At 63.4% G+C, this 21120-nt stretch carries 18 protein-coding genes; 14 read left to right on the top strand and 4 right to left on the bottom strand.

Annotated elements, in window-relative coordinates; genetic code table 11:
• Positions 1–9: 9 nt before the first annotated feature.
• Together ACZ5WQ_RS07910 and fliK are read right to left on the bottom strand one after the other, a co-directional pair.
• On the bottom strand, positions 10–333 hold the full coding sequence (locus ACZ5WQ_RS07910; protein ID WP_464383531.1) for an EscU/YscU/HrcU family type III secretion system export apparatus switch protein: 324 nt from the start codon (positions 331–333) through the stop codon (positions 10–12).
• Positions 333–2045 (bottom strand): flagellar hook-length control protein FliK, encoded by a 1713-nt coding sequence (fliK, locus tag ACZ5WQ_RS07905; RefSeq protein WP_464383530.1) that lies wholly within the window; start codon positions 2043–2045, stop codon positions 333–335. The genes ACZ5WQ_RS07910 and fliK overlap by 1 nt, the downstream gene beginning before the upstream one ends.
• Positions 2046–2213: 168 nt before the next feature.
• On the opposite strand from fliK, the gene ccmA reads away from it, so the two are divergent.
• The 10 genes from ccmA to ACZ5WQ_RS07855 all read left to right on the top strand — a co-directional run bounded on the left by ccmA (position 2214) and on the right by ACZ5WQ_RS07855 (position 9583).
• Positions 2214–2852, top strand: a complete 639-nt coding sequence (ccmA, locus tag ACZ5WQ_RS07900; protein WP_228246159.1) for a cytochrome c biogenesis heme-transporting ATPase CcmA — start codon at positions 2214–2216, stop codon at positions 2850–2852.
• Positions 2852–3526 carry a heme exporter protein CcmB gene (gene ccmB / locus ACZ5WQ_RS07895; RefSeq protein WP_088273673.1) on the top strand — a complete coding sequence of 225 codons (675 nt, stop codon included), beginning with the start codon at positions 2852–2854 and terminating at the stop codon, positions 3524–3526. Before ccmA ends, ccmB begins: the two co-directional genes overlap by 1 nt.
• Before the next feature lie 19 nt (positions 3527–3545).
• Positions 3546–4289, top strand: a complete 744-nt coding sequence (locus ACZ5WQ_RS07890) for a heme ABC transporter permease (protein ID WP_088273674.1) — start codon at positions 3546–3548, stop codon at positions 4287–4289.
• Complete coding sequence (gene ccmD / locus ACZ5WQ_RS07885) at positions 4286–4453, top strand: heme exporter protein CcmD (RefSeq protein WP_088273675.1); 168 nt, start codon at positions 4286–4288, stop codon at positions 4451–4453. The genes ACZ5WQ_RS07890 and ccmD overlap by 4 nt, the downstream gene beginning before the upstream one ends.
• On the top strand, positions 4453–4911 hold the full coding sequence (gene ccmE / locus ACZ5WQ_RS07880; RefSeq protein WP_088273676.1) for a cytochrome c maturation protein CcmE: 459 nt from the start codon (positions 4453–4455) through the stop codon (positions 4909–4911). The genes ccmD and ccmE overlap by 1 nt, the downstream gene beginning before the upstream one ends.
• A 9-nt stretch (positions 4912–4920) precedes the next feature.
• A complete protein-coding gene (locus tag ACZ5WQ_RS07875) occupies positions 4921–6894 on the top strand; it encodes a heme lyase CcmF/NrfE family subunit (protein WP_228246157.1) in 1974 nt (657 codons plus the stop codon).
• Positions 6894–7442 carry a DsbE family thiol:disulfide interchange protein gene (locus tag ACZ5WQ_RS07870; protein ID WP_228246156.1) on the top strand — a complete coding sequence of 183 codons (549 nt, stop codon included), beginning with the start codon at positions 6894–6896 and terminating at the stop codon, positions 7440–7442. The genes ACZ5WQ_RS07875 and ACZ5WQ_RS07870 overlap by 1 nt, the downstream gene beginning before the upstream one ends.
• Positions 7439–7921: a cytochrome c-type biogenesis protein gene (locus ACZ5WQ_RS07865; RefSeq protein ID WP_269687039.1), complete on the top strand. Its 483-nt coding sequence runs from the start codon at positions 7439–7441 to the stop codon at positions 7919–7921. The genes ACZ5WQ_RS07870 and ACZ5WQ_RS07865 overlap by 4 nt, the downstream gene beginning before the upstream one ends.
• Positions 7914–9116, top strand: coding sequence for a c-type cytochrome biogenesis protein CcmI (ccmI, locus tag ACZ5WQ_RS07860; RefSeq protein ID WP_464383529.1), 1203 nt, complete (start codon positions 7914–7916; stop codon positions 9114–9116). The genes ACZ5WQ_RS07865 and ccmI overlap by 8 nt, the downstream gene beginning before the upstream one ends.
• Before the next feature lie 104 nt (positions 9117–9220).
• Entirely contained in the window at positions 9221–9583 is a 363-nt protein-coding gene (locus ACZ5WQ_RS07855) for a SpoIIAA family protein (RefSeq protein ID WP_233048226.1), read from the top strand.
• Positions 9584–9601: 18 nt separating this feature from the next.
• On the opposite strand, the gene ACZ5WQ_RS07850 is transcribed toward ACZ5WQ_RS07855, so the two are convergent.
• Positions 9602–10918 (bottom strand): MFS transporter, encoded by a 1317-nt coding sequence (locus tag ACZ5WQ_RS07850; RefSeq protein ID WP_464383528.1) that lies wholly within the window; start codon positions 10916–10918, stop codon positions 9602–9604.
• A 170-nt stretch (positions 10919–11088) separates the two neighbouring features.
• Between ACZ5WQ_RS07850 and smc the strand changes: the two genes are divergently transcribed.
• The 4 genes from smc (at position 11089) to ACZ5WQ_RS07830 (ending at position 19138) form a co-directional block, all read left to right on the top strand.
• A complete protein-coding gene (gene smc / locus ACZ5WQ_RS07845; protein ID WP_464383527.1) occupies positions 11089–14583 on the top strand; it encodes a chromosome segregation protein SMC in 3495 nt (1164 codons plus the stop codon).
• An 89-nt stretch (positions 14584–14672) separates the two neighbouring features.
• Positions 14673–15512, top strand: a complete 840-nt coding sequence (gene zipA / locus ACZ5WQ_RS07840; protein WP_464383526.1) for a cell division protein ZipA — start codon at positions 14673–14675, stop codon at positions 15510–15512.
• Positions 15513–15773: 261 nt separating this feature from the next.
• Complete coding sequence (gene ligA, locus ACZ5WQ_RS07835; RefSeq protein ID WP_464383525.1) at positions 15774–18149, top strand: NAD-dependent DNA ligase LigA; 2376 nt, start codon at positions 15774–15776, stop codon at positions 18147–18149.
• Positions 18146–19138: a tRNA dihydrouridine synthase gene (locus ACZ5WQ_RS07830; RefSeq protein WP_464383524.1), complete on the top strand. Its 993-nt coding sequence runs from the start codon at positions 18146–18148 to the stop codon at positions 19136–19138. Before ligA ends, ACZ5WQ_RS07830 begins: the two co-directional genes overlap by 4 nt.
• A gap of 374 nt (positions 19139–19512) precedes the next feature.
• On the opposite strand, the gene ACZ5WQ_RS07825 is transcribed toward ACZ5WQ_RS07830, so the two are convergent.
• The gene (locus tag ACZ5WQ_RS07825) at positions 19513–21075 is read right to left on the bottom strand and encodes a methyl-accepting chemotaxis protein (protein ID WP_464383523.1); all 1563 of its coding nucleotides are present in this window, start codon (positions 21073–21075) and stop codon (positions 19513–19515) included.
• Positions 21076–21120: the final 45 nt, after the last annotated feature.

Genomic DNA, 21120 nt, shown 5'->3' with positions numbered 1-21120 from the left:
GACGCCAGACTACTGCTGTTCCTTGCGTTCCAGCTGCAGTGGTTTTTCCTTTCCGGCATCCGGGTCGAATCCCGCCGGCCGCTTCCCCTTTATGTACCAGGCAAAGGCAATGATTTCGGCGATCGTCCGGTACAGGGCTTCGGGTATCTGATCGCCCAGCTCCATGCGTGCCAGCATTCTTGCCAGTTCGGCGTTCTCGTAGATCGGTACTTCGTACTGCATCGCCAGGTCGATGATCTGTTGTGCCAGATCCCCTTCGCCCTTGGCGGTAATGGTCGGTGCCTGTTCTCCGTCGTCATAGACCAGCGCAATCGCTTCTCGGGATGTGCTCATCAGGTTACCTCGTCGATCCAGCCTTGCTGGACCGGCTGGCGTGGTGGCGGTGGTGTACCCCGGTGGCAGCTCAGCTCGCCGACATCCAGCCCCTTGGCCAGCAGCCGGTCGCGCAGGGCGCCGATTTCACTGTTGATCAGGCTCAGTGTTTCCTGCCGCTCTGCCCACAGCTCGCTGCTGACCTTGTCATTTCGCAGACGGGCAATTGCCTGCATGTTGCCCAGGTGATCCAGATTGAAGGCCAGCCTGACTTCCCATATCGGCACCGGTTCCGGCTGACGTGGTGTTGGCGCCGGTGCGTCGCGCTGGATACGGACCTGAACATGGTTGAACTGCTGGCCGTCGCGCAGCGGGATTTCAAGCTGCCAGGTTGTCTGGCTGCTGCCGTCCGAGAAGGTTTGGGTTTGGCCCATGCTCTGCAGTTGATGGTGTTGAATACGCGATAACAGTGCTGCGGTAAGGCGCAGCAGGCTGCCCAGATCGTTGGTTTCGCCCAGTGCCTGCAGGGCACGGGCGGGCAGGGGGAAGAGGCCAGGCTTGACGATTACGCCTTGCTGCGCCAGCTGCATTGCCTGTTGCCATGGTCCGGTCGGCGTCTGCTGTGGCGTCAGGGCCGAGCCCGGTAGCTGTTGCTGCAGGGTAACCAGCAGGCTGACCAGCGCACCCTTGAAGTCTGCACCGGCCAGCGGCTCTGTTGCGCGTGGTGCGCTCAGGCTGGCCAGCAGCGGCAGCAGCTTGTCGAGAGCGGGCAGGGCCGGCTTGGCACCGTCACCGGGCGACGTAACCGGAGCCTTGCCGTCCGGGTTGAGTTCGCCAGCCTGTTGTCGGCCCATGATATCGGCAAGACGTGCCAGGTTGGCTTCCAGAAAATTGCCGCTCTGGGCCACCGCATTGGCCACGCCGGTCGCAGTCATCAGTTGCGGCGCATCGACAATCTGCTTCAGTACGTTGGCGACAGCCAGTTGCAGTGCCGGCACGGCCGGCAAGTCGCCTGGCGATGCCGCCAGCGAGGCCAGTCGCGTCAGCAGGAGTTCTGATGAAGCCTGCTGCTGGAAGGCGGCGCGCAAGCCTTGCAGCAGATCGGCCTGGCGGACCTGCTCGCTGCTGCTGAGCACGCGCAATTCGCCCTGGCTGCCAACGGTTGCGTTGAGCAGGGTGCCGGGCTCTACCGGGCGCGTGCTGTTAATGCTCAGCAGTGTCTGTTGGGCGCTCTGCTGGACCAGTTGGGCCACCAGTTCGTAGCGCGCAGCCTGGCTGGTGGTGGCTGGAATCGTTTGCTGGCTGATCACCCGCGCCTGGACCGGGGAGCCGGCGGGAAACTGCGCCGGATCAAGGCGGGTCAGCAGCTGGGCATTTTGTGCGCTGACCTGCTGTACGACTGCCATCAGCTGGGTTTGGGTCACCGCCTGGACCACCATGCGGGTTCCGGTCGCAAGCGGCTGGTTGCTGCTGGCAGGCAGGGTGGTGGTGCCGCTCACGTCCTGCTTGACGATCTTCAGCAGCAGATCGAACTGGCCGCTTGCATTCGGTTTGGCGCTGCTCTGCACGACATCTGCGTCAGCCTGATCGCTGCCCAAAACCTGCAGTGCGTCAATTGGACGCAATAGCTGCAGCGCCACCATTATGGCGTCGGCAGAACGCGCCGGCGCAGCACTGGTGCTGCCGGTTGGCGGGGTGTTGCTGGTCGGTGGCAGGCGAAAGTCGGGGCTCATGCTGTCACATGTTGACGTAAATCGAGGTCCCCCGCAAAAGGGGGGCATGTATAATGGCGCCGCTGGAAAACAGGCGCTCCCGCAGGTCTTGCTGGCTACAGAGTATAGCGGCAGACGGGGCGGGATCATTAATTAGCCGCTACCACTCGGGTAGCGTTCGGAGCAGCGGTGGCAGCTGAGCAGATCGACATCATCGACCTGGCTTGTGAGCGGGATGAGCGGGAGCTCTTTGCCCGGCTGGACTGCTGTCTTCAGGCAGGCGACGTATTGCAGGTCGCCGGCCCCAATGGTGCAGGCAAGACAAGTCTGCTGCGTATTCTGGCTGGCCTGATGCCTGCCTCGGCCGGTGATATTCATTACGGTGGCCGATCTATCCTGGGTGGCAGCGGGCGCGAGTTCTGGCGCCGCCACTTGCTGTTTCTTGGTCACGCCACGGCGGTAAAAGCGACCCTGAGCGCAGAAGAGAATCTGTCCTGGCTTTGCGCGCTCGACCAGCCCGTCGACCGTGAGGCGATCTGGGATGCTCTGGCTGCGGTTGGCCTGCGCGGCTATGAAGATGTGCCCTGTCGGCAGATGTCAGCCGGCCAGCAGCGTCGTGTGGCGCTGGCACGATTGCGGTTGCAGACCGCCAAGCCGATCTGGGTGCTGGACGAGCCCTTTACCGCGCTGGATCGGGCGGCAGTGCAGGTGTTGGAACAGCAGATTCTGGCGTTTGCTCGCGACGGCGGCATCGCGGTGCTGACAACCCACCACAGTCTGGACCACCTGAATGAGGTTCGGCGGCTGGATCTGGGGCGGGTTTGCTGATGGGTAGCGTGCTCTGGCAACTGCTGCGCCGAGAATGGCAACTGACCTGGCGGCGCCCCGGCGAGGTGCTCAATCCGCTGGTGTTCTTTGCCATGGTCATTACTCTGTTTCCGCTGGCGGTCGGCCCCGAGCCGGCGCTGCTGCAGCGCATGGCGTCGGGTGTGATCTGGGTTGCGGCATTGCTGGCAACCCTGTTGTCGCTGGATGGGCTGTTTCGCAGTGACTTTGAGGACGGCTCGCTGGAGCAATGGGTATTGTCTCCCCATCCCCTGACACTGCTGGTGCTGGTCAAGGTGCTGCACCACTGGCTGATGTGTGGTGTCATGCTGGTGCTGTTGACGCCGGTGCTGGGCATGATGCTGGCTTTGCCCTGGTCGGTGATCCCGGTACTCTGTGCCACGCTGCTGCTCGGTACGGCCGTACTGAGCCTGCTGGGAGCCATCGGTGCGGCGCTGACGGTAGGGTTGAAGGGCGGCGGCAGCATGCTGCTGGCATTGCTGATACTGCCTCTGTATATCCCGGTGCTGATTCTCGGCACCGGTGCCATGGATGCGGCATTGCAGGGTTTGCCGGTGCAGGGTTACCTGCTGTGGCTGGGCTGCCTGGCAGTGCTGGCATTGAGTCTGGCTCCGCTGGCAATCGCAGCGGGCCTGCGAATCGGGGTTAGCGAATAATTGCGGAGTTGAACGGCGAATGAGCTGGACGTTTTTCCACAAACTGGGCTCGCCCAAATGGTTCTATGAGATCAGCGGCAAACTGATGCCCTGGATCGCTGCCTTCAGTCTGCTGGCACTGGTTGTCGGCAGCGTCTGGGGTTTGGTGTTTGCCCCGCAGGATTACCAGCAGGGCAACAGTTTCCGCATCATCTACATCCATGTGCCGGCGGCGATTCTTGCCCAATCCTGCTACATGATGCTGGCGGTAGCTGGCGTCGTTGGCCTGGTCTGGCGCATGAAACTGGCGGATGTCGCGCTGCAGTGTGCGGCGCCGATCGGGGCCTGGATGACCTTTGTTGCGCTGATCACCGGTTCGATCTGGGGCAAGCCGACCTGGGGCACCTACTGGGAGTGGGATGCGCGACTGACGTCGATGCTGATCCTGCTGTTTCTGTACTTTGGCATCATTGCCCTGCGCATGGCGATCAGCAATCGTGATACCGCAGCCAAGGCGACGTCGGTGATGGCGATTGTCGGCGTGATCAATATCCCGATCATCAAGTACTCGGTCGACTGGTGGAACACCCTGCACCAGCCTGCCACCTTCACTATTACCGAGAAGCCGGCCATGCCGCCGGAAATGTGGCTGCCGCTGCTGGTTATGGTACTGGCGTTCTACGGGCTGTTTACGCTGAATCTGTTCATGCGCATGCGGCTGGAAATCCTGAAGCGCGAGCACAAGACCCGTTGGGTACGTGATGCGCTGGAGAACAATTCATGAGCGACCTGGCGACCTACTTTGCCATGGGTGGACATGGCCCCTACGTCTGGACTGCCTACGGAATTACGGCTGCAGTTCTGATCCTGTTGTTCCTCACCCCGATGATCGGACGTCGTCGGCTGGTGCAGGCCGAAGCACGCCGTCGTCGGCGAGAGGAATCCTGATGCATCCCGCACGCAAGAAACGCCTGATTCTGATTTTGCTGGTTCTGCTGGGAGTAGGGTCCGCCGTGGCGCTGGCCCTGACTGCCCTGCGCGAAAACATCAACCTGTTCTACACCCCGACCCAGATTGCCGACGGCGAGGCACCCCAGGGTGCGCGCATTCGTGCTGGTGGCATGGTGGTCGAGGGCAGCGTCGAGCGCTCGACCGACTCCCTCGATGTCCGCTTTGATGTATCCGACGGCGCCAAGGCTGTGACCATTGCCTACAGTGGCATCCTGCCGGATCTGTTCCGTGAAGGGCAGGGCATCGTCGCGCTGGGTCGCATCAATGCCGATGGCGTGCTGGAGGCAGACGAGGTGCTGGCCAAGCACGATGAAGAGTACATGCCGCCCGAAGTGGCCAAGGCGATGAATGACGCCATGGCCAACAAGGCTGCCCAGCAGCCGCAAGCGGAATAAGGGGGCAGCATGATTCCTGAACTTGGGCAGATCGCCCTGATCATAGCGCTGTGCCTGTCGGTTCTGCAGGCAACAGTGCCGCTGTATGGTGCCTGGCGCGGTGACGGCATGGCCATGGGGCTCGGTCAACCGGCGGCCGCGGCGCAGTGCCTGTTCGTGGCCTTTGCCTTTGGCTGTCTGGTCCACGCCTTTGTGGTTGACGACTTCAGCGTGACCTATGTTGCGCTCAACTCCAACTCGGCACTGCCCTGGTATTACAAGGTCAGTGCGGTTTGGGGGGGGCACGAGGGTTCTCTGCTGCTGTGGGCGCTGATTCTGGCGGGATGGACCTTTGCCGTGGCGATCTTCTCGCGCGATCTGCCGGAGGAGATGCTGGCCCGTGTGTTGGCAGTGATGGGCATGATCAGCGTCGGCTTCCTGTGCTTTATGCTGATCACATCCAACCCGTTTGATCGTCAGCTGCCGTTCCATCCGGTCGACGGCAACGACCTCAACCCGCTGCTGCAGGACTTCGGCCTGATCGTCCACCCGCCGATGCTCTATATGGGTTATGTCGGCTTCTCGGTGGCCTTTGCCTTTGCTATCGCGGCGCTGCTGGGCGGTCGTCTTGACGCCGCCTGGGCCCGCTGGTCGCGGCCCTGGACCATCGTCGCCTGGGCATTTCTGACCATCGGTATCGTGCTTGGCTCCTGGTGGGCCTATTACGAGCTCGGCTGGGGGGGGTGGTGGTTCTGGGACCCGGTAGAAAACGCGTCATTCATGCCCTGGCTGGTGGGTACTGCACTGATCCACTCGCTGGCGGTGACCGAAAAGCGCGGCGTGTTCAAGAGCTGGACCGTGCTGCTCGCCATCGCGGCCTTCTCGCTGAGTCTGCTGGGTACCTTCCTGGTACGCTCCGGCGTGCTGACCTCGGTGCATGCGTTTGCAACCGATCCGGAGCGCGGCGTGTTCGTGCTGGGCTTCCTGCTGGTCGTGGTTGGTGGTTCGCTGCTGCTGTATGCCCTGCGTGCGCCGGTAGTGAAGAGCCAGATCGGCTTTGCCTGGAACTCGCGTGAAGCGCTGCTGCTGGTCAACAACGTGGTGCTGGTGGTATCGGCGCTGATGGTCCTGCTCGGCACCCTGTACCCGCTGATCATGTCGGCGTTCGACACCCTGGTGTCGGTTGGCCCGCCGTACTTCAACGGCATGTTCCTGCCGTTGATGGCGATTCTGATGGCTGCCCTCGGTGTCGGCATCCTCAGCCGCTGGAAGCAGACCCCGATGGACTGGCTGGTTGGCCAGCTCAAGTGGGTGCTGGTGCTGGCCGCCGTGGCTGCAGTCGCTATCGCCCTGTGGATCGGTGCCCACCAGTTGGCGGTCGGCAGTCTGCTGCTGCTGGTCTTCTGGGTGTGTGGCGCCAGTGTGCGGGACATCCTGCACAAGAGTCGCAACAAGGGGCTGGTCGCCGGTGTTCGTGCGTTGCCGCGCAGCTACTGGGGCATGACCCTGGCGCATGTGGGTATCGCGGTCTGTGCCGTTGGCGTGGTCGGTGCCAGTCTGTTCGACAATCAGCGCGACCTGCGCATGGCGCCGGGTGACGCTCTGGATCTGGGCGGCTACACCTTCGTATTTGATGGCGTGCGCCACCGTGAGGGCCCGAACTGGGTGTCAGATCAGGGCACAGTCAGTGTCTATTCCGGCGACCGCCTGCTGACCACGCTGCACCCGGAGAAGCGCCTGTACCGGGTGAAGAATCAGGTAATGACCGAGGCGGGCATTGACGCCGGTTTTACCCGCGACCTGTTCGTTGCCATGGGCGAGCCGCTTGAGGGTGATGCCTGGGCGATGCGGGTTCATATCAAGCCCTTTGTGCGCTGGATCTGGCTGGGCGGCCTGATGATGATGGCTGGTGGCCTTCTGGCTGCCAGTGACAAGCGCTACCGTCTCAAGGCGCGCCAGCGCGCCGACCAGCCGGCCAGTCGCGTTGCCGGGGAGCCTGCCTGATGCGTCGTCTATTGCTGATTGTGCCGCTGCTGCTGTTTCTGGTGCTGGCCGGCTTCTTCCTGCAGAGCCTGATGACCAAGGAAGAAGGCGTGACCGAGCTGGAGCTGCCGTCACCGCTGTTGAACAAGCCGTTCCCGACGTTTGATCTGCCATCGGTGATCGACGGCGAGCCGCGCATTACCCAGGCTGATCTCAAGGGCCCGGCGCTGGTCAATATCTGGGCGACCTGGTGTGTTGCCTGCCGCGTCGAGCATCCGGTGCTGAACCGTCTCGCTGCCGAAGGCGTGGTGATCTACGGGGTCAACTACAAGGACACCAATGCAGACGCGATCAAGTGGCTGAAGGACTTTCATAACCCCTATCAGTTGAACATCAGCGATGCTGATGGCCGACTCGGGCTTGATCTGGGCGTTTACGGCGCACCGGAAACCTATCTGATCGATGCCAACGGCGTGATCCGTCACAAGTTTATCGGCGTGATTGACGACCGGGTTTGGGACACCGACCTGGGCGCGCGTTATCAGGCGCTGGTGGAGGAGGCCAAATGAGCCGACGACTGCACTGGCTTGCCCTCGGGCTGCTGCTGATGGCTGGCGGCGTCGGGGCGGCGGTGGATACCTTCGAGTTCAGCTCGGAGCAGGAGCGTGATCGCTTCTACGCCATCGGTTCCGAACTGCGCTGCCCGAAATGTCAGAACCAGAACATTGCCGACTCCGATGCGCCGATTGCGGCTGACCTGCGTCAGGAGGTGTTTCGACTGCTGGAGGACGGGCGCAGTGACGACGAGATCGTCGACTACATGGTCGCCCGCTATGGCGAGTTCGTTCGCTACAAGCCGGCTCTGAACCGCGATACTGCGGTGCTCTGGTTCGGACCGCTGGCGTTCCTGCTGGTTGGCGTGCTGGCGTTGGTCTTACTGGTTCGCCGCCGGCAGCGGGCGGTGAATGAATCCTCTGATGCCGGTCTGTCGCCGCAGGAGCAAAAGCGGCTGGACGAACTGCTCAACAAGAAGAGCCAAGATGACTGATTTGTGGTTGGGAGCCGCCGCCCTGTTGCTGGTCGCGGCCGTGATGATGCTGTGGCCGCTGCGCCGTCGCCAGCGGATGGATCGGGTGGATCGTACCGCCCTGAACGTGGCCCTTTACGAGGAGCGCGTCGCCGAGCTGGAAGCGCAGGCGCGTGCGGGGGATCTGAGTGAGGCGCAGCTTGCTGCCGCCAAGGGCGAGGCCAGCCGGCTGCTGCTTGAAGACACCGCCGCTGCCGACGCGCGGCAGGCGCCGCTGACCCGCCAGTTCACCTGGCTGCTGATCATCGCCGTTCTGGTACTGCCGCTCGCCGTGCTGGGGCTTTATCGTCAGTGGGGCGCGGCTGATGGCCTGGCGCTGTACCGCGAAATGCAGGCCACCCCCCAGGTGGACTCGCTCGAAGCGCTGATCGACCGCACCCAGCGGGTAGTGCAGGTGCAACCCGAGAACGGAGAGGCCTGGTACATGCTGGGGCGTGCCTATATCAGTGCCCAGAACCCGGAAAAGGCGGCTGATGCCTTTGGCAATGCGCTGGCGCGTCTGGGTGAGCAACCCGAGGTATTGGCCCAGCTGGCACAGGCACGTTATTTCGCCAACGGCAACAAGCTCGATGCCGAGTCTGCGCTGGCGCTGGACAAGGCCATCGAGCTGAACCCGCAGCAGCCTACCGCGCTGGGCCTGCTCGGTATCGCCGCCTTCGAGGCGGATGACTTTGCCGGTGCCATTCGTTACTGGCAGCAGTTGCAGCAGGGTATGGCAGAGAACAGTCCCGGCGCTCAGGCCATTCAGGGCGGTATTGACCGTGCCCGTCAGCGCATGATCGATGCCGGCCAGACACCGCCGGAAGCGCCGGTGCTGCTGGCGGTCAAGGCGCAGATCAGCATTGACCCGGCGCTGCGCGCCAGCCTGCCGGATAGCGCCAGTGTATTTGTCTTCATCCGCGAGCCGAACGGCCCGCCGATGCCGCTGGCGGCCAAACGTCTGACCTTGGCCGAGCTGCCTCTGGAGCTGAGCCTGAGTGAAGCCGATGCCATGCTGCCCGGCGTCAAGCTGAGCGCAGAGCAGCCACTTGAGCTGGTCGCGCGGGTATCGCTGGATGGCGATGCGCGCAGCGGTACCCATATCGGCAGGGTCGACGAGGTTCGCGCCGGCTCCGAGCAGGTGTATCAACTGGTCATTGATCAGTCCGTCGAGTAACTCTGTCCGGGCTCCCGGCTGTCCGGCCGGGAGTCATGCCCCGTTTCCTGTTGTCCAATTCGGCATGGCCCTGCCACGGGCCGCTCATACAGGAGGCGGTCGCCATGTTCACCCTGATTCCCTTCGCCAACGACAAGGTGCTGGGCTTTCGCATCGAAGGCAAGATCACCGGCGAGATGCTGGAGCAGATGCTTGCGGTAGTTGAAGCCAAACTGCAGGAACACCCCAGAGCGCGGATCTATGTCGAAATGCCGGCCTTTGAGGGTATGTCGGTTGAAGCCCTGTACAAGGATCTGAAATACGGCATCAGCCACTGGAACCGTTTCGAGCGCGAGGCTGTTGTAACGGATCAGCGCTGGCTCGAAGTGATGGTTGGTCTGGCTGACCGTCTGATTCCGGGCGTTGAGGTAAAGGTCTTTCCGACCAGTGAGGCAGCTACCGCCCGCGACTGGATTCAGGCCCTCTGATTCAGTCCTGCTGTGCTGTTAGTCCTGTTGTACTTCGGGTAGCGTGGTTGCCAGCAGCGCCCCAAGCAGGCCGATGGCCGAGAGCAGCAACAGCATGCCTGCCGCGCCGATCAGGCCGCTGAGCAGGCCGAACAACCCGGTGGCGAGCAGGATCAGGCCAATGACGCTGTTGCCGACCGAAACATAGTCCGTACGTTTGTTGCCGCCGGCCATGTCCAGCACATAGGTCTTGCGGCCGACCCGCACGCCGGCATGGGCAATACCGAGCACGAAGAACGCCAGCGGAAACAGCCAGGCATGCAGCGCGTCGGGCAGGTTGGCCCAGCGATCAACCGCAATCACCAGCGGCCCCAGCAGGCTCGCCAGCAGTGCGGCGCGAATCAGCACCTGACGACTCGACGCATCCGACATCCGCCCCCAAACGCCCGCGCTCAGGCTGCTGGCCAGGCCGTTGGCAACCAGAAAGGCACCCAGCATGCCAAAGCCGCTCTCCACGTCTCGGGCAAGTACCACGTAGTAGGGCGCCGACAGCGCCGAACACAGCAGCAGCGCCCGGGTGACGACAAAACGCCGGAAGGGCGCGTCGTCGCGCAGCAGGCTGATGTTGCCGAGCGCGTGGCTGAAGGCGTTGCCGCCGCCCTCGGTCGCACCGGGGGCCTCGTCGATGCGCCGGTAAACCAGCGCTGCGAGCATCCAGAGCAGTGCCGCGCCAATCAGCAATGCGGCGTAGAACAGCATATCGTCGTCATTTGGCGGATAGATCAGGCAGTAGACCCCGAACGCCAGAGCCAGCCAGCCGGACAGGCTGGTCGCCAGGCCGTTAAGCCGGCCTCGGCGGGTCTTGGGGACGGTCTTGCCGATCACATCCTTGCTGGCCACCGAGCACAGCCCACGGGCCAGACTGAAGACGATCAGGCAGGCAATGATCAGCCCGCCCGCCAGCGCCCCCTCAAAGAACCACGCCACCGCGCCCATGGCCAGCAACGCCCCTGCCTGCAGCAGGCTGCCGCATACCCAGACGCCGCGCCGATAGGGCAGGCGACGAATCCAGGCGGCGATCAGCAGTTGCGGCAGCATCGAGCCGGACTCGCGAATCGGTACCAGCCAGGCGATCAGCGCAACCGGCGCACCGACCACGCCGAGCAGCCAGGCGAGGGTGGTTTTCGGGTTGGTCAGGGTATCGCCGAGGCTGGTCAGGGTGTTTGCCAGCACCTGCAGGAAGAAGTTCTGCGGCACGTCTGAACAGGCCGAATCGGGGATGTCCTTGCAGACTCTGGCGTCTTCTTCGTTCATCAGCTTGCTGTAGAGGCTGTCGAGTCGCGGTTCTGCGGCCATGATCGTTCCGGTATCCCTGTATGGTGCGGCGCTGAAAGTGTGCCGCAAGCGGCTGCATCAGGCCAGCGAATTGCCCCAAGGGGCTTCTCATGGGCGCGCAGACCGGGTAAAAATGCGGGTTTGCTGGTCGGTTCGACCTGCGACACGGCAGTGCAAGGATATGCCCCTCAATGCGACTCAAGTGCATCAAGCTGGCCGGCTTCAAATCCTTCGTTGATCCAACGACGGTCTACTTCCCGACCAACATGGGCGCGGTGGTCGGGCCGAACGGCTGTGGCAAGTCCAATATCATCGACGCGGTGCGCTGGGTCATGGGCGAAAGTTCGGCCAAGAACCTGCGTGGCGAGTCGATGACCGACGTCATCTTCAACGGTTCCAACTCGCGCAAACCGGTCGGCCAGGCGTCTATCGAGCTGGTGTTCGACAACAGTGACGGCACTTTGCAGGGCGAATACGCCGGATACAACGAGATATCCATTCGCCGCAAGGTCACCCGCGAAGCGCAGAACCAGTATTTCCTCAACGGCACCAAGTGCCGCCGCCGCGACATTACCGATATCTTCATGGGCACCGGCCTCGGGCCGCGCAGCTACTCGATCATCGAGCAGGGCATGATTTCCCGCCTGATCGAAGCCAAACCGGAAGACCTGCGCCTGTTTATCGAAGAAGCCGCCGGTATCTCCCGCTACAAGGATCGCCGCCGCGAGACCGAAAACCGCATTCGCCGCACCCACGAGAACCTGTCGCGCCTGACCGATCTGCGCGAGGAGCTGGAACGCCAGCTTGCGCATTTGCATCGGCAGGCGCAGGCGGCCGAGAAGTACAAGGAATACAAGGCTGAAGAGCGGCAGCTCAAGGCACAGCTGCAGGCGCTGCGCTGGCAGACGCTGAACGAGCAGGTGGGCCAGCGTGAGCACCGGGTACGCGACCTTGAGGTGGCGCTGGAGGCGCTGATTGCCGAGCAGCGCAACGCCGACAGCGAGATCGAAAAGCAGCGCGATCAGCACAGTGACCTGACCGAAACCTTCAACCGGGTGCAGGCCCAGTATTACAGCGTCGGTGCCGATATCAGCCGTATCGAGCAGATTCTGCAGTTCAATCGCGATCGCCAGCGTCAGCTGCACAGCGACATTGAAGAAACCGAGCAGGCCTGGCAGGAAGCGCAGAGCCATCTGACCCAGGACGAAGCCCTGCTGGCCGACCTGCAGGCGGAGCTCGATGGCATTGAGCCCGAGCTGGAGATGGCCGGCGCCGCCGAAGAAGACATCGCGATCTCGCTGCAAAGCGCCGAAGACGCCATGCAGAACTGGCAGAGCGCCTGGGATCAGTTCAACCAGCGCGCCGCCGAGCCGCGTCAGCAGGCTGAGGTGGAGCAGTCGCGTATTCGCCACATGGAGCAGTCGGTCGAGCGGCTCGGTGAGCGCATCCAGCGCCTGGAGGACGAGCGCAGCGGGCTGAACGCCGGCTCGCTGGATGACGAACTGGCCGAACTGGCCGAACAGCTGGCCGAGCTGGAGCTGCGCAGCGAAACGGATCAGATGCAGCTGGCCGACGTCAGCGAGCGCCTGCAACAGGATCGCGAGGCGCTGAACGCGCTGCAGCAGGAGCAGGATATCCACCGTGGCGAGCTGCAGCGTGGCAGCGGCCGCTTGGCCTCGCTGGAAGCGCTGCAGCAGGCGGCCCTGGCCAAGGGCAGCGATGTTGGTGACTGGCTGGCAGAGCAGGGCGTACAGGGCCATGGCCTGCTGGCCGAGCAGTTGCAGGTCGAGAGCGGCTGGGAGCGGGCGGTCGAGGCGGTGCTGGCCGACGATCTGCAGGCCATCGCGCTGGATGATCTCGATCAGCTGGACGCCGTGATGGCCAGTTTCGAACAGGGCAGTCTGCGTCTGCTGCAGCGCGGCAGCTCGGTTGCCACTGTACCGGGCAGCTTGCTCGACAAGGTCAGCAGCAATCTGGATCTGAGCCCCTGGCTGGCGAGCATTCGCCCGGCTGAGAGTCTGGCGCAGGCACTGAGCGCGCGCGCGACCCTGGCCGCGCACGAATCCTTTATTACCCGCGAAGGCCATTGGGTCGGCCCCAACTGGCTGCGGTTCCGCCGTGGCGAGGCCAGCGAGACCGGTGTGTTGGCGCGCCAGCAGGAGATGGAGCAGCTGCAGGCCAGTCTCGACGAGCAGCAGGCGGCGCTGGAGTCGGGGCAGGAGAAGGTCGATCAGTTGCGTGAAGCGCTGCGTCGCTTGGAGCTTGAACGTGATGCGTTGCAGCAGACGCTGGCTGGCACCGGTCGTCAGCAGGGCGAACTCAAGGCCCAGTGGTCGGCACGGCAGGTGCGACTCGAGCAGATCAACGCCCGCCGCCAGCGCATCGGCGAAGATCTGGAAGAACTCAAACGCCAGCGCAGCGACGAACTGGAGCAGATTGGTGAAGCCAGGCTGACTCTGCAGGCGGCGCTGGACAGCATGGCCGAGGACACCGGCCGGCGTGAAGAATTGCTGCAGCAGCGTGATCTGGCGCGTGAAACCCTGGACCTCGCCCGCCAGCAGTCCCGTCAGCAAAAAGACCGTGCCCATCAACTGGCGCTGCGCGCGCAGTCACTCACTGCGCAGTTGAAAAGCACCCGGCAGGGGCTGGAGCGGCAGCAGGTGCAGGCCGAGCGCCTGTCCGAGCGCCGTGAGCAACTGCGCATGACGCTGGAAGAGAGTCAGGCGCCGGAAGACGATCAGCGTATTGAGCTGGAAACCCTGCTCGAGCAGCGGATTACGGTCGAGCAGGAGCTGAGCGCGGCCCGTCAGGCGCTGGAAGGGGTCGACCAGCAGATGCGCGCGCAGGAAACCCGGCGCGTGCAGGCCGAGCAGCAGGCGCAGGTGCTGCGCACCCAATTGGATGAGCAGCGGCTCAACGCCCGCGACCTGCAAACCCGCCGTCAGGGCTTGCAGGAGCAACTGGTCGAGGCCGGTTATGACCTGCACGGCGTGCTGGCAACCCTGCCGCAGGGCGCCAATGAAACGGATTGGGAACAGCAACTGGCGCAGCTGGATGCGCGTATTCAGCGCCTGGGTGCGATCAACTTGGCGGCCATCGAAGAATACGACCAGCAGTCAGAGCGCAAGCGCTATCTGGATGCGCAAAATGCCGATCTGGAAGAGGCGCTCAATACGCTCGAACAGGTTATTCGCAAGATCGACCGGGAGACCCGCGCACGCTTCAAGGAGACCTTCGACAAGGTCAATCAGGGGCTGCAGACGCTGTTTCCCAAGGTGTTTGGCGGCGGTCATGCCTATCTGGAGCTGACGGGCGACGACTTGCTCGATACCGGCGTCGCCATCATGGCGCGCCCGCCGGGCAAGAAGAACAGCACCATTCACCTGCTGTCCGGCGGGGAAAAGGCGCTGACGGCGATTGCCCTGGTGTTCTCTATCTTCCAGCTCAACCCGGCACCGTTCTGCATGCTCGATGAGGTAGACGCGCCGCTGGATGACGCCAACGTCGGCCGTTATGCGCGTATGGTGAAGGAGATGTCGGCGCGGGTGCAGTTCATCTACATCACCCACAACAAGATCGCCATGGAAATGGCCGATCAGTTGATGGGCGTCACCATGCATGAACCCGGCTGCTCAAGGCTGGTCACAGTAGACGTGGAAGAGGCGGCTGCGTTGGCGGCAGTGTAGTTTTGATGGCGGCCGTGCTAGCATCCGGCCAGACGAGAGGCGGACAGTCAACCGCCCGATCAGCAAAGTGACGACAGGAACGGGTATTCATGGATTTCGGTTTGCGTGAGTGGCTTTTCATCATTGGCCTGCTGGTGATCGCCGGCATTCTGTTTGATGGCTGGCGGCGCATGGGTGGGCGATCAAAAATTCGCTTCAAGCTCGAACGCAACCTCGCTGACCTCCCCGAGGAGGGCAACGACGAGCTGCTCGGACCGCCGCGCGTGGTCAATCGCCAGGAACGTGCCGAGCCGTCCTTTGGTGACGGAGGCCCGTCGGCTGCGCCCACAGGCAGCGACGAACAATGGCATGAACCAGAGCAGGTCGGTCTTGATCTGGACGAGCCTCCGGTGCTGGTCGACCCTATCGTTGCCGAGCCGCGCAGCAAGGCCCGTCCGGCCGCTGAAAAGCCGGCTGCCAGCGAGGCTGCCCCGCGCCCTGAACAGCAAAGCCTGCCGGTGGAGCTGGTGCTGGTAATCAACGTGGTTGCTCGTGACGAGCAGGGCTTTCCTGGTTCTGCGCTGCATCAGAGCATTCTCGAAAGTGGTCTGCGCTACGGCGACATGAATATCTTCCATCGCCATGAAAGCATGAGCGGTAATGGCGATGTGCTGTTCTCCATGGCCAACGCGCTCAAGCCGGGTGTGTTTGATCTGGATGAACTGGACCAGAGCCACGTTCGCGCAGTCAGTTTCTTCATGGGCCTGCCGGGCCCGCGCCATCCCAAGCAGGCACTGGATCTGATGATCGCCGCCGCCCGCAAGCTCGCCCACGAACTGGGCGGTGACCTGAAAGACGAGCAACGCAGCGTACTGACCGCCCAGACCATTGAGCACTATCGGCAGCGTATCGCCGAGTTTGAGCGGCTGAACTACAGCCAACGGCGCTAAGCGCCCGCAGGGCGCTTAGCGCCGTTGGCTAGCTGCAAGCCACAAGCTGCAAGCCACAAGCTGCAAGCCACAAGCTGCAAGCCACAAGCTGCAAGCCACAAGCTGCAAGCCACAAGCCACAAGCTGCAAGCCACAAGCTGCAAGCCGCAAGCTAAAACCAGAATCCGTGCTCGGGCCGGGTTTGCTTGCAGCTTGTAGCTTGCGGCTTGAAGCTTTGGTTCGGTTAGAATAGCCACCGAACTCCCAGCCCAGCGACCGCCCATGCCCCAGCACGCCACTCCCGCCGAACGCGCCCTTGCCCTGCGTGAGGAAATCGCGCAGCACAACTACCGCTATTACGTCCTCGACGAGCCCGCAGTGCCGGACGCCGAGTATGATCGGCTGTTCAACGAACTCAAGGCAATCGAGGCGGAACACCCTGATCTGATTACCCCTGACTCGCCGACCCAGCGGGTGGGTGGTGCGCCGGCGGCGGGGTTTGGTGAGGTTAGGCACGAAGTGCCGATGCTCAGCCTGGGCAACGCCTTCGCCGAGCAGGACATGCTGGACTTCGACCGCCGGGTGCGTGAAGGGCTGGACCTGCCAGCCGGCGATCTGTTCGGCGGTGGCGCTGAAGTCGAGTACTGCTGCGAGCCCAAACTGGACGGTCTGGCGGTCAGTCTGCTCTACGAGAACGGACTGTTGGTGCGCGGCGCTACCCGTGGCGACGGCACCACCGGGGAAGATATCTCCACCAACGTGCGCACCATCCGCAACGTTCCGCTCAAGCTGCGTGGCGAGGGCTGGCCGGCGGTGCTGGAAGTGCGTGGCGAAGTATTCATGAGCAAGGCCGGCTTTGAGGCGCTGAACGAGCGCGCGCGTGAGGCGGGCAGCAAGACCTTCGCCAACCCGCGCAACGCGGCGGCCGGCAGCCTGCGCCAGCTTGACCCGACCATTACCGCCAGCCGCCCGCTGGAATTCTGCTGCTATGGCTTTGGCCGCGTCGACGGCGAGCTGCCCGACAATCAGTACGCTATTTTGCAGGCGTTCAAGGGCTGGGGGATTCCGATCAGCCGTGAATTGAAGCTGGTGAAGGGCGTGGACGGCACCCTGGATTACTACCGCGATATCGGCGAGCGCCGCGCCGGGCTGGAATACGAGATCGACGGCGTGGTGTTCAAGGTCAATCAGCTGAGTTATCAGCGCGAGCTGGGTTTTCGCGCCCGTGAGCCGCGCTGGGCGATTGCCCACAAGTTCCCGGCAATGGAAGAGCTGACCGAGCTGCTGGATGTCGAGTTTCAGGTTGGCCGCACCGGTGCGGTGACGCCGGTGGCACGGCTCAAACCCGTTCAGGTGGCAGGAGTGACCGTATCCAACGCCACCTTGCACAACATGGATGAAGTCGCACGGCTGGGTGTGATGATCGGCGACACCGTGATCATCCGCCGCGCCGGCGACGTGATCCCGCAGGTGATGCAGGTGGTTGCCGAGCGTCGCCCGGCCGATGCGCGTCCGGTCGAGGTGCCAACGGCGTGCCCGGTGTGTGGCTCTGCGGTGGAGCGCACCCAGTTGGTCAAGCGCGGCAAATCGGGTTCGACCACCAGCGAAGGCTCGGTCTACCGTTGTGTTGGCCGTCTGACCTGTCAGGCGCAGCTCAAGCAGTCGATCATCCACTTCGTTTCACGCCGCGCCATGGATATCGACGGGCTGGGCGAGAAGAGCGTCGAGCAACTGGTAGATACCGGGCTGGTGGCGTCCCCGGCAGACCTTTACCGGCTGACCTTTGAACAGGTGCTGGCACTGGAGGGGTTTGCCGAGCTGTCGACCAAGAATCTGCTGACCGCTATTCAGGCCAGCAAGAAGCCGGCGCTGGCGCGCTTTATCTATGCCCTTGGCATTCCGGATGTGGGTGAAGAGACCGCCAAACTGCTGGCGCGTGCGCTGGGCAAGCTGGAGCGTATCGAGCGCGCGCTGCCCGAGGTGCTGGTCTATCTGCCGGATGTGGGTCTGGAAGTGGCCCATGAGATTCATTCGTTCTTTGCCGATGCGCACAACCGTCAGGTGATTGATCAACTGCTGGAACGCGGCGTAACGCCTGAGGAGCCGGGTGAACTGGGCGCCGAGTTTGCTGCGTGCGTCTCCTTGGCCGATTTTCTGGCGCGACTGAATATCCCGGGCATCGCCAATACCGGTGCCGAGCGGCTGGCGAGCCAGTTCGGCAGTCTGGAGAAGATCATTAACGCTGACTGGCTGGACTTGAAACAGGTCGAGCGCCTGAACGACAAGGCAATCAAGGCGCTGCGCGAGTATTTCCAGAACCAGGCCCTGCGCGCCGGCGCGGAAGCTGTCGAGCAGCAGCTGCGCGACTTCGGCATGCACTGGCAAAGCCCGCGCGCGGAGACCTCCGGCGGGTTGTTGCTGGCGGGGCAGACCTGGGTGCTGACCGGCACGCTGGAAGCCATGTCGCGCGATGTTGCCAAAGGGCATCTGGAAAGCCTCGGTGCCAAGGTCGCAGGCAGCGTGTCGGCCAAGACCCATTGCGTTGTCGCCGGGCCCGGTGCCGGCAGCAAGCTGGCCAAGGCCGAGCAGCTGGGTGTGAACGTCTGGACCGAACAGCAGCTGCTCGACATGCTGGCCGAGCATGGCATCAGCGCATGAGCGGCCCCGAGCGCATGAACAGCCTTGAGCGGATAAACGGCCCGGTCGTGCTGGCCCCGATGGAGGGGCTGGCCGATGCACCCATGCGCGATGTGCTGACCCGCATCGGCGGGATCGACTGGTGCGTGAGCGAGTTCATTCGCGTGACCGAAGGGCTGCTCAACGTCGCCACCATTCGCCGCAGCGTGCCGGAAAGCGAGCACGGCTGGTGCACCCGCGCCGGTGTGCCGGTGCGCCCGCAATTGCTCGGCTCGGATGTGCGCTGGATGGGGGAGAACGCGGCGCTGCTGGCGTCGATGGGCGCGCCGGCAATTGACCTCAACTTCGGCTGCCCGGCCAAGACGGTTAACCGTCATCGTGGCGGCGCCGCGCTGCTGACCGAACCCGAGTTGCTGCGCGAGATCGTCGCCAGCGTCCGTTCGGCGACGCCTTTGCACATTCCGGTGACTGCCAAGATGCGCTTGGGGCTGACCGACACCAGTCAGACGCTGGAATGCGCGCAGGCGCTGGCTGACGGCGGCGCCAGCGAGATCACCGTGCACGCCCGCACCAAGGTCGAGGGCTATAAGCCGCCGGCGCATTGGGAGTGGCTGGCGCGCATTCGCGAATCGGTTGATGTGCCGGTGATTGCCAATGGTGAGGTGTGGACTACCGAAGACTATCGGCGCATTCGGGACGTCAGTGGCTGCGAGGCGGTGATGATCGGGCGCGGGCTGGTGCGCTGCCCTGATCTGGGGCTGCGTATTCGTGAAAACAGCGATGCGGCGGTGCTCGACTGGCCGACGCTGTGGCCCTGGCTGGCCGACTTCTATCGGCAGACCCGCTTGCGGGTGGTGGATCGCCATGCGCCGGGCCGGCTGAAACAATGGCTGGCGATGCTCGGCCAGCATTACCCCGACGCGCGCGAGTTGTTTGACAGTCTGCGCCGCGAGACCTGTGCCGATGCCGTTACCCGGCGGCTGGAAGGGCCGTTGCAATCGGCGGCCTGATCAGCGCTTCCCTGGCGTTTCGCGGGGAGCTGTGTTGATGGTGGCGCTGGCGGGGCGTGGCGCTCGGTCTTGGTGGATACGCTGCGCTTAATCCACCCTACGGTTGGGTGTGAGGTCGGGTGTGAAGGCATGGTGGATACGCTGCGCTTGATCCACCCTGCGGTTGGGTGTGAGGTCGGGTGTGACGGCATGGTGGATACGCTGCGCTTGATCCACCCTACGGTCGGGTGTGAGGTCGGGTGCGAAGTCATGGTGGACACGCTGCGCTTGATCCACCCTACGGTCGGGTGTGAGGTCGGGTGTGAAGGCATGGTGGATATGCTGCGCTTGATCCACCCTGCGGTTGGGGGTGAGGTCGGGTGCGAAACCATCGCCTATTGCTCCGGCTTATAGCCCAATCGCACCCCGCCCCAGTGTTCACCATTCACCATGATCGGCACCGACAGGTCGTGCATCACTTCGCCGGTGTCGCGCTTGTATGTCTGCAGCAGCAGCGTCTGCGCGTGGCTGCCGCAGCGCCGGCCGGTTGGGTCATCAAACAGGCGCTTGCTGCGGCAGTGCAGGGTGTCGTGCTGCACGTCGCCGGTGGGTTGCTTGCTGAAGCGCAGGTTGTGGGTCGGCACATAGCCCGAGGGAATGGCCGCGATGGCATAGACCAGTTCCGGGTGCTGTTGCAGGAGCGGCTCCTGAATGGCCGGCAGCACCTGATCGGTGTAGCTGTCGAAAGCGCTGCTGTAGCGGGCCGGGTTGCTGCCGGGGATGAGTTTCAGGTTACGGTCAAATAGCGCGCTGCGCTGGATCTTGCCGCTGGCCAGATCCGCCTCAAATCTCGCGGCAATGGCGCTGGCGGTTTGCTGTGCGGCATCGAAGAAGCGTTGGTGGTATTCGTCCAGGGCGACATCAGCCAGCATCTCACTGACCTGCTCGGCCAGCGACACCAGGTTGATCGCTTCGCCGCCGAGGCGTCGGGTTTGCTCATCACTCTGTTCGATATCGCTGCGTACCTGCTCCAGCGCGCTGCTCAGGTTGGCCAGCTGGTCACGATTGGTCAGGCTACTGTCGGCGATCTGCCCGGTAACGGCCTTAACCTCGTCACCCTGGGTGCTGATTTCTTCCAGCTGGCCGGCGGCACTTTCAATCAGGCTGACGCCGCCCTGTACCTGCTCTACCAGCGCGGCAAAGTCGGCATTTACCCGCTGACTCTGCTGATGCATGCGTTCAATGATATCGGCGACTTCAGAGGTGGAGGAGGCGGTGCGGGCGGCCAGTGCCCTGACTTCATCGGCGACGACGGCGAAACCACGGCCCATGTCGCCTGCGCGGGCGGCTTCGATGGCGGCATTGAGGGCGAGCAGATTGGTCTGGCTGGCAATCGAGTCGATGACCTCGGTGACCTGTACGATCCGGGTGGTCTGGGCATTGAGTTCGTTGAGCACCGTGTTGGCTGCGTCAGTCTGGCTGGCCAACTGGTGCATCACCTGGGTGGCCTGATCCAGTGCGTTGCGGCCCTGCTGGCTGCGGCTGCGCGCCTGTTCGGCGGCGCCGTCGGCGCGCTCGGCATAACGGCTGGTGGCGTCGACCTCGACGGCGATCTGCTGGGCGCTGTCGGTCACCTGACGAATCGCCAGCAGCTGTGACTGCTGGCGCAGGCGTAATTGCTCCACCGAGTGTGCGACCTCGGCCGCAGCAATGGCGTTCTGGCTGGTAGCGCGTGACAGGCGTGCACTGAGATCGGCGCTGCCGTTTGCCTCGCCTGTTGACGGAGTGCTGGAGGGTGGGTCAGAGGGCGGGTAGAACCAGGGAAGCCCGATCCAGGGCAGCACGGCGAGGATCAGCGCAGGCGCCAGAACGTCAATGCCAGCGCTGTAGTAAAGCCAGCCAAGGGTGCCCAGTTGCAGCAGGGCCAAAATCGCTTTGCCGATAAATCCGGTGCGCATACGCAGAGGTCCATTCAGGGGCGCAAGGCCCTGTGTTGTTCTTGT

This window comes from Halopseudomonas sp. T1L2 (assembly GCF_055397385.1).
The sequence above is the reverse complement of the archived record's forward strand: the minus strand, read 5'-3'. Positions and strand labels throughout refer to the sequence as shown.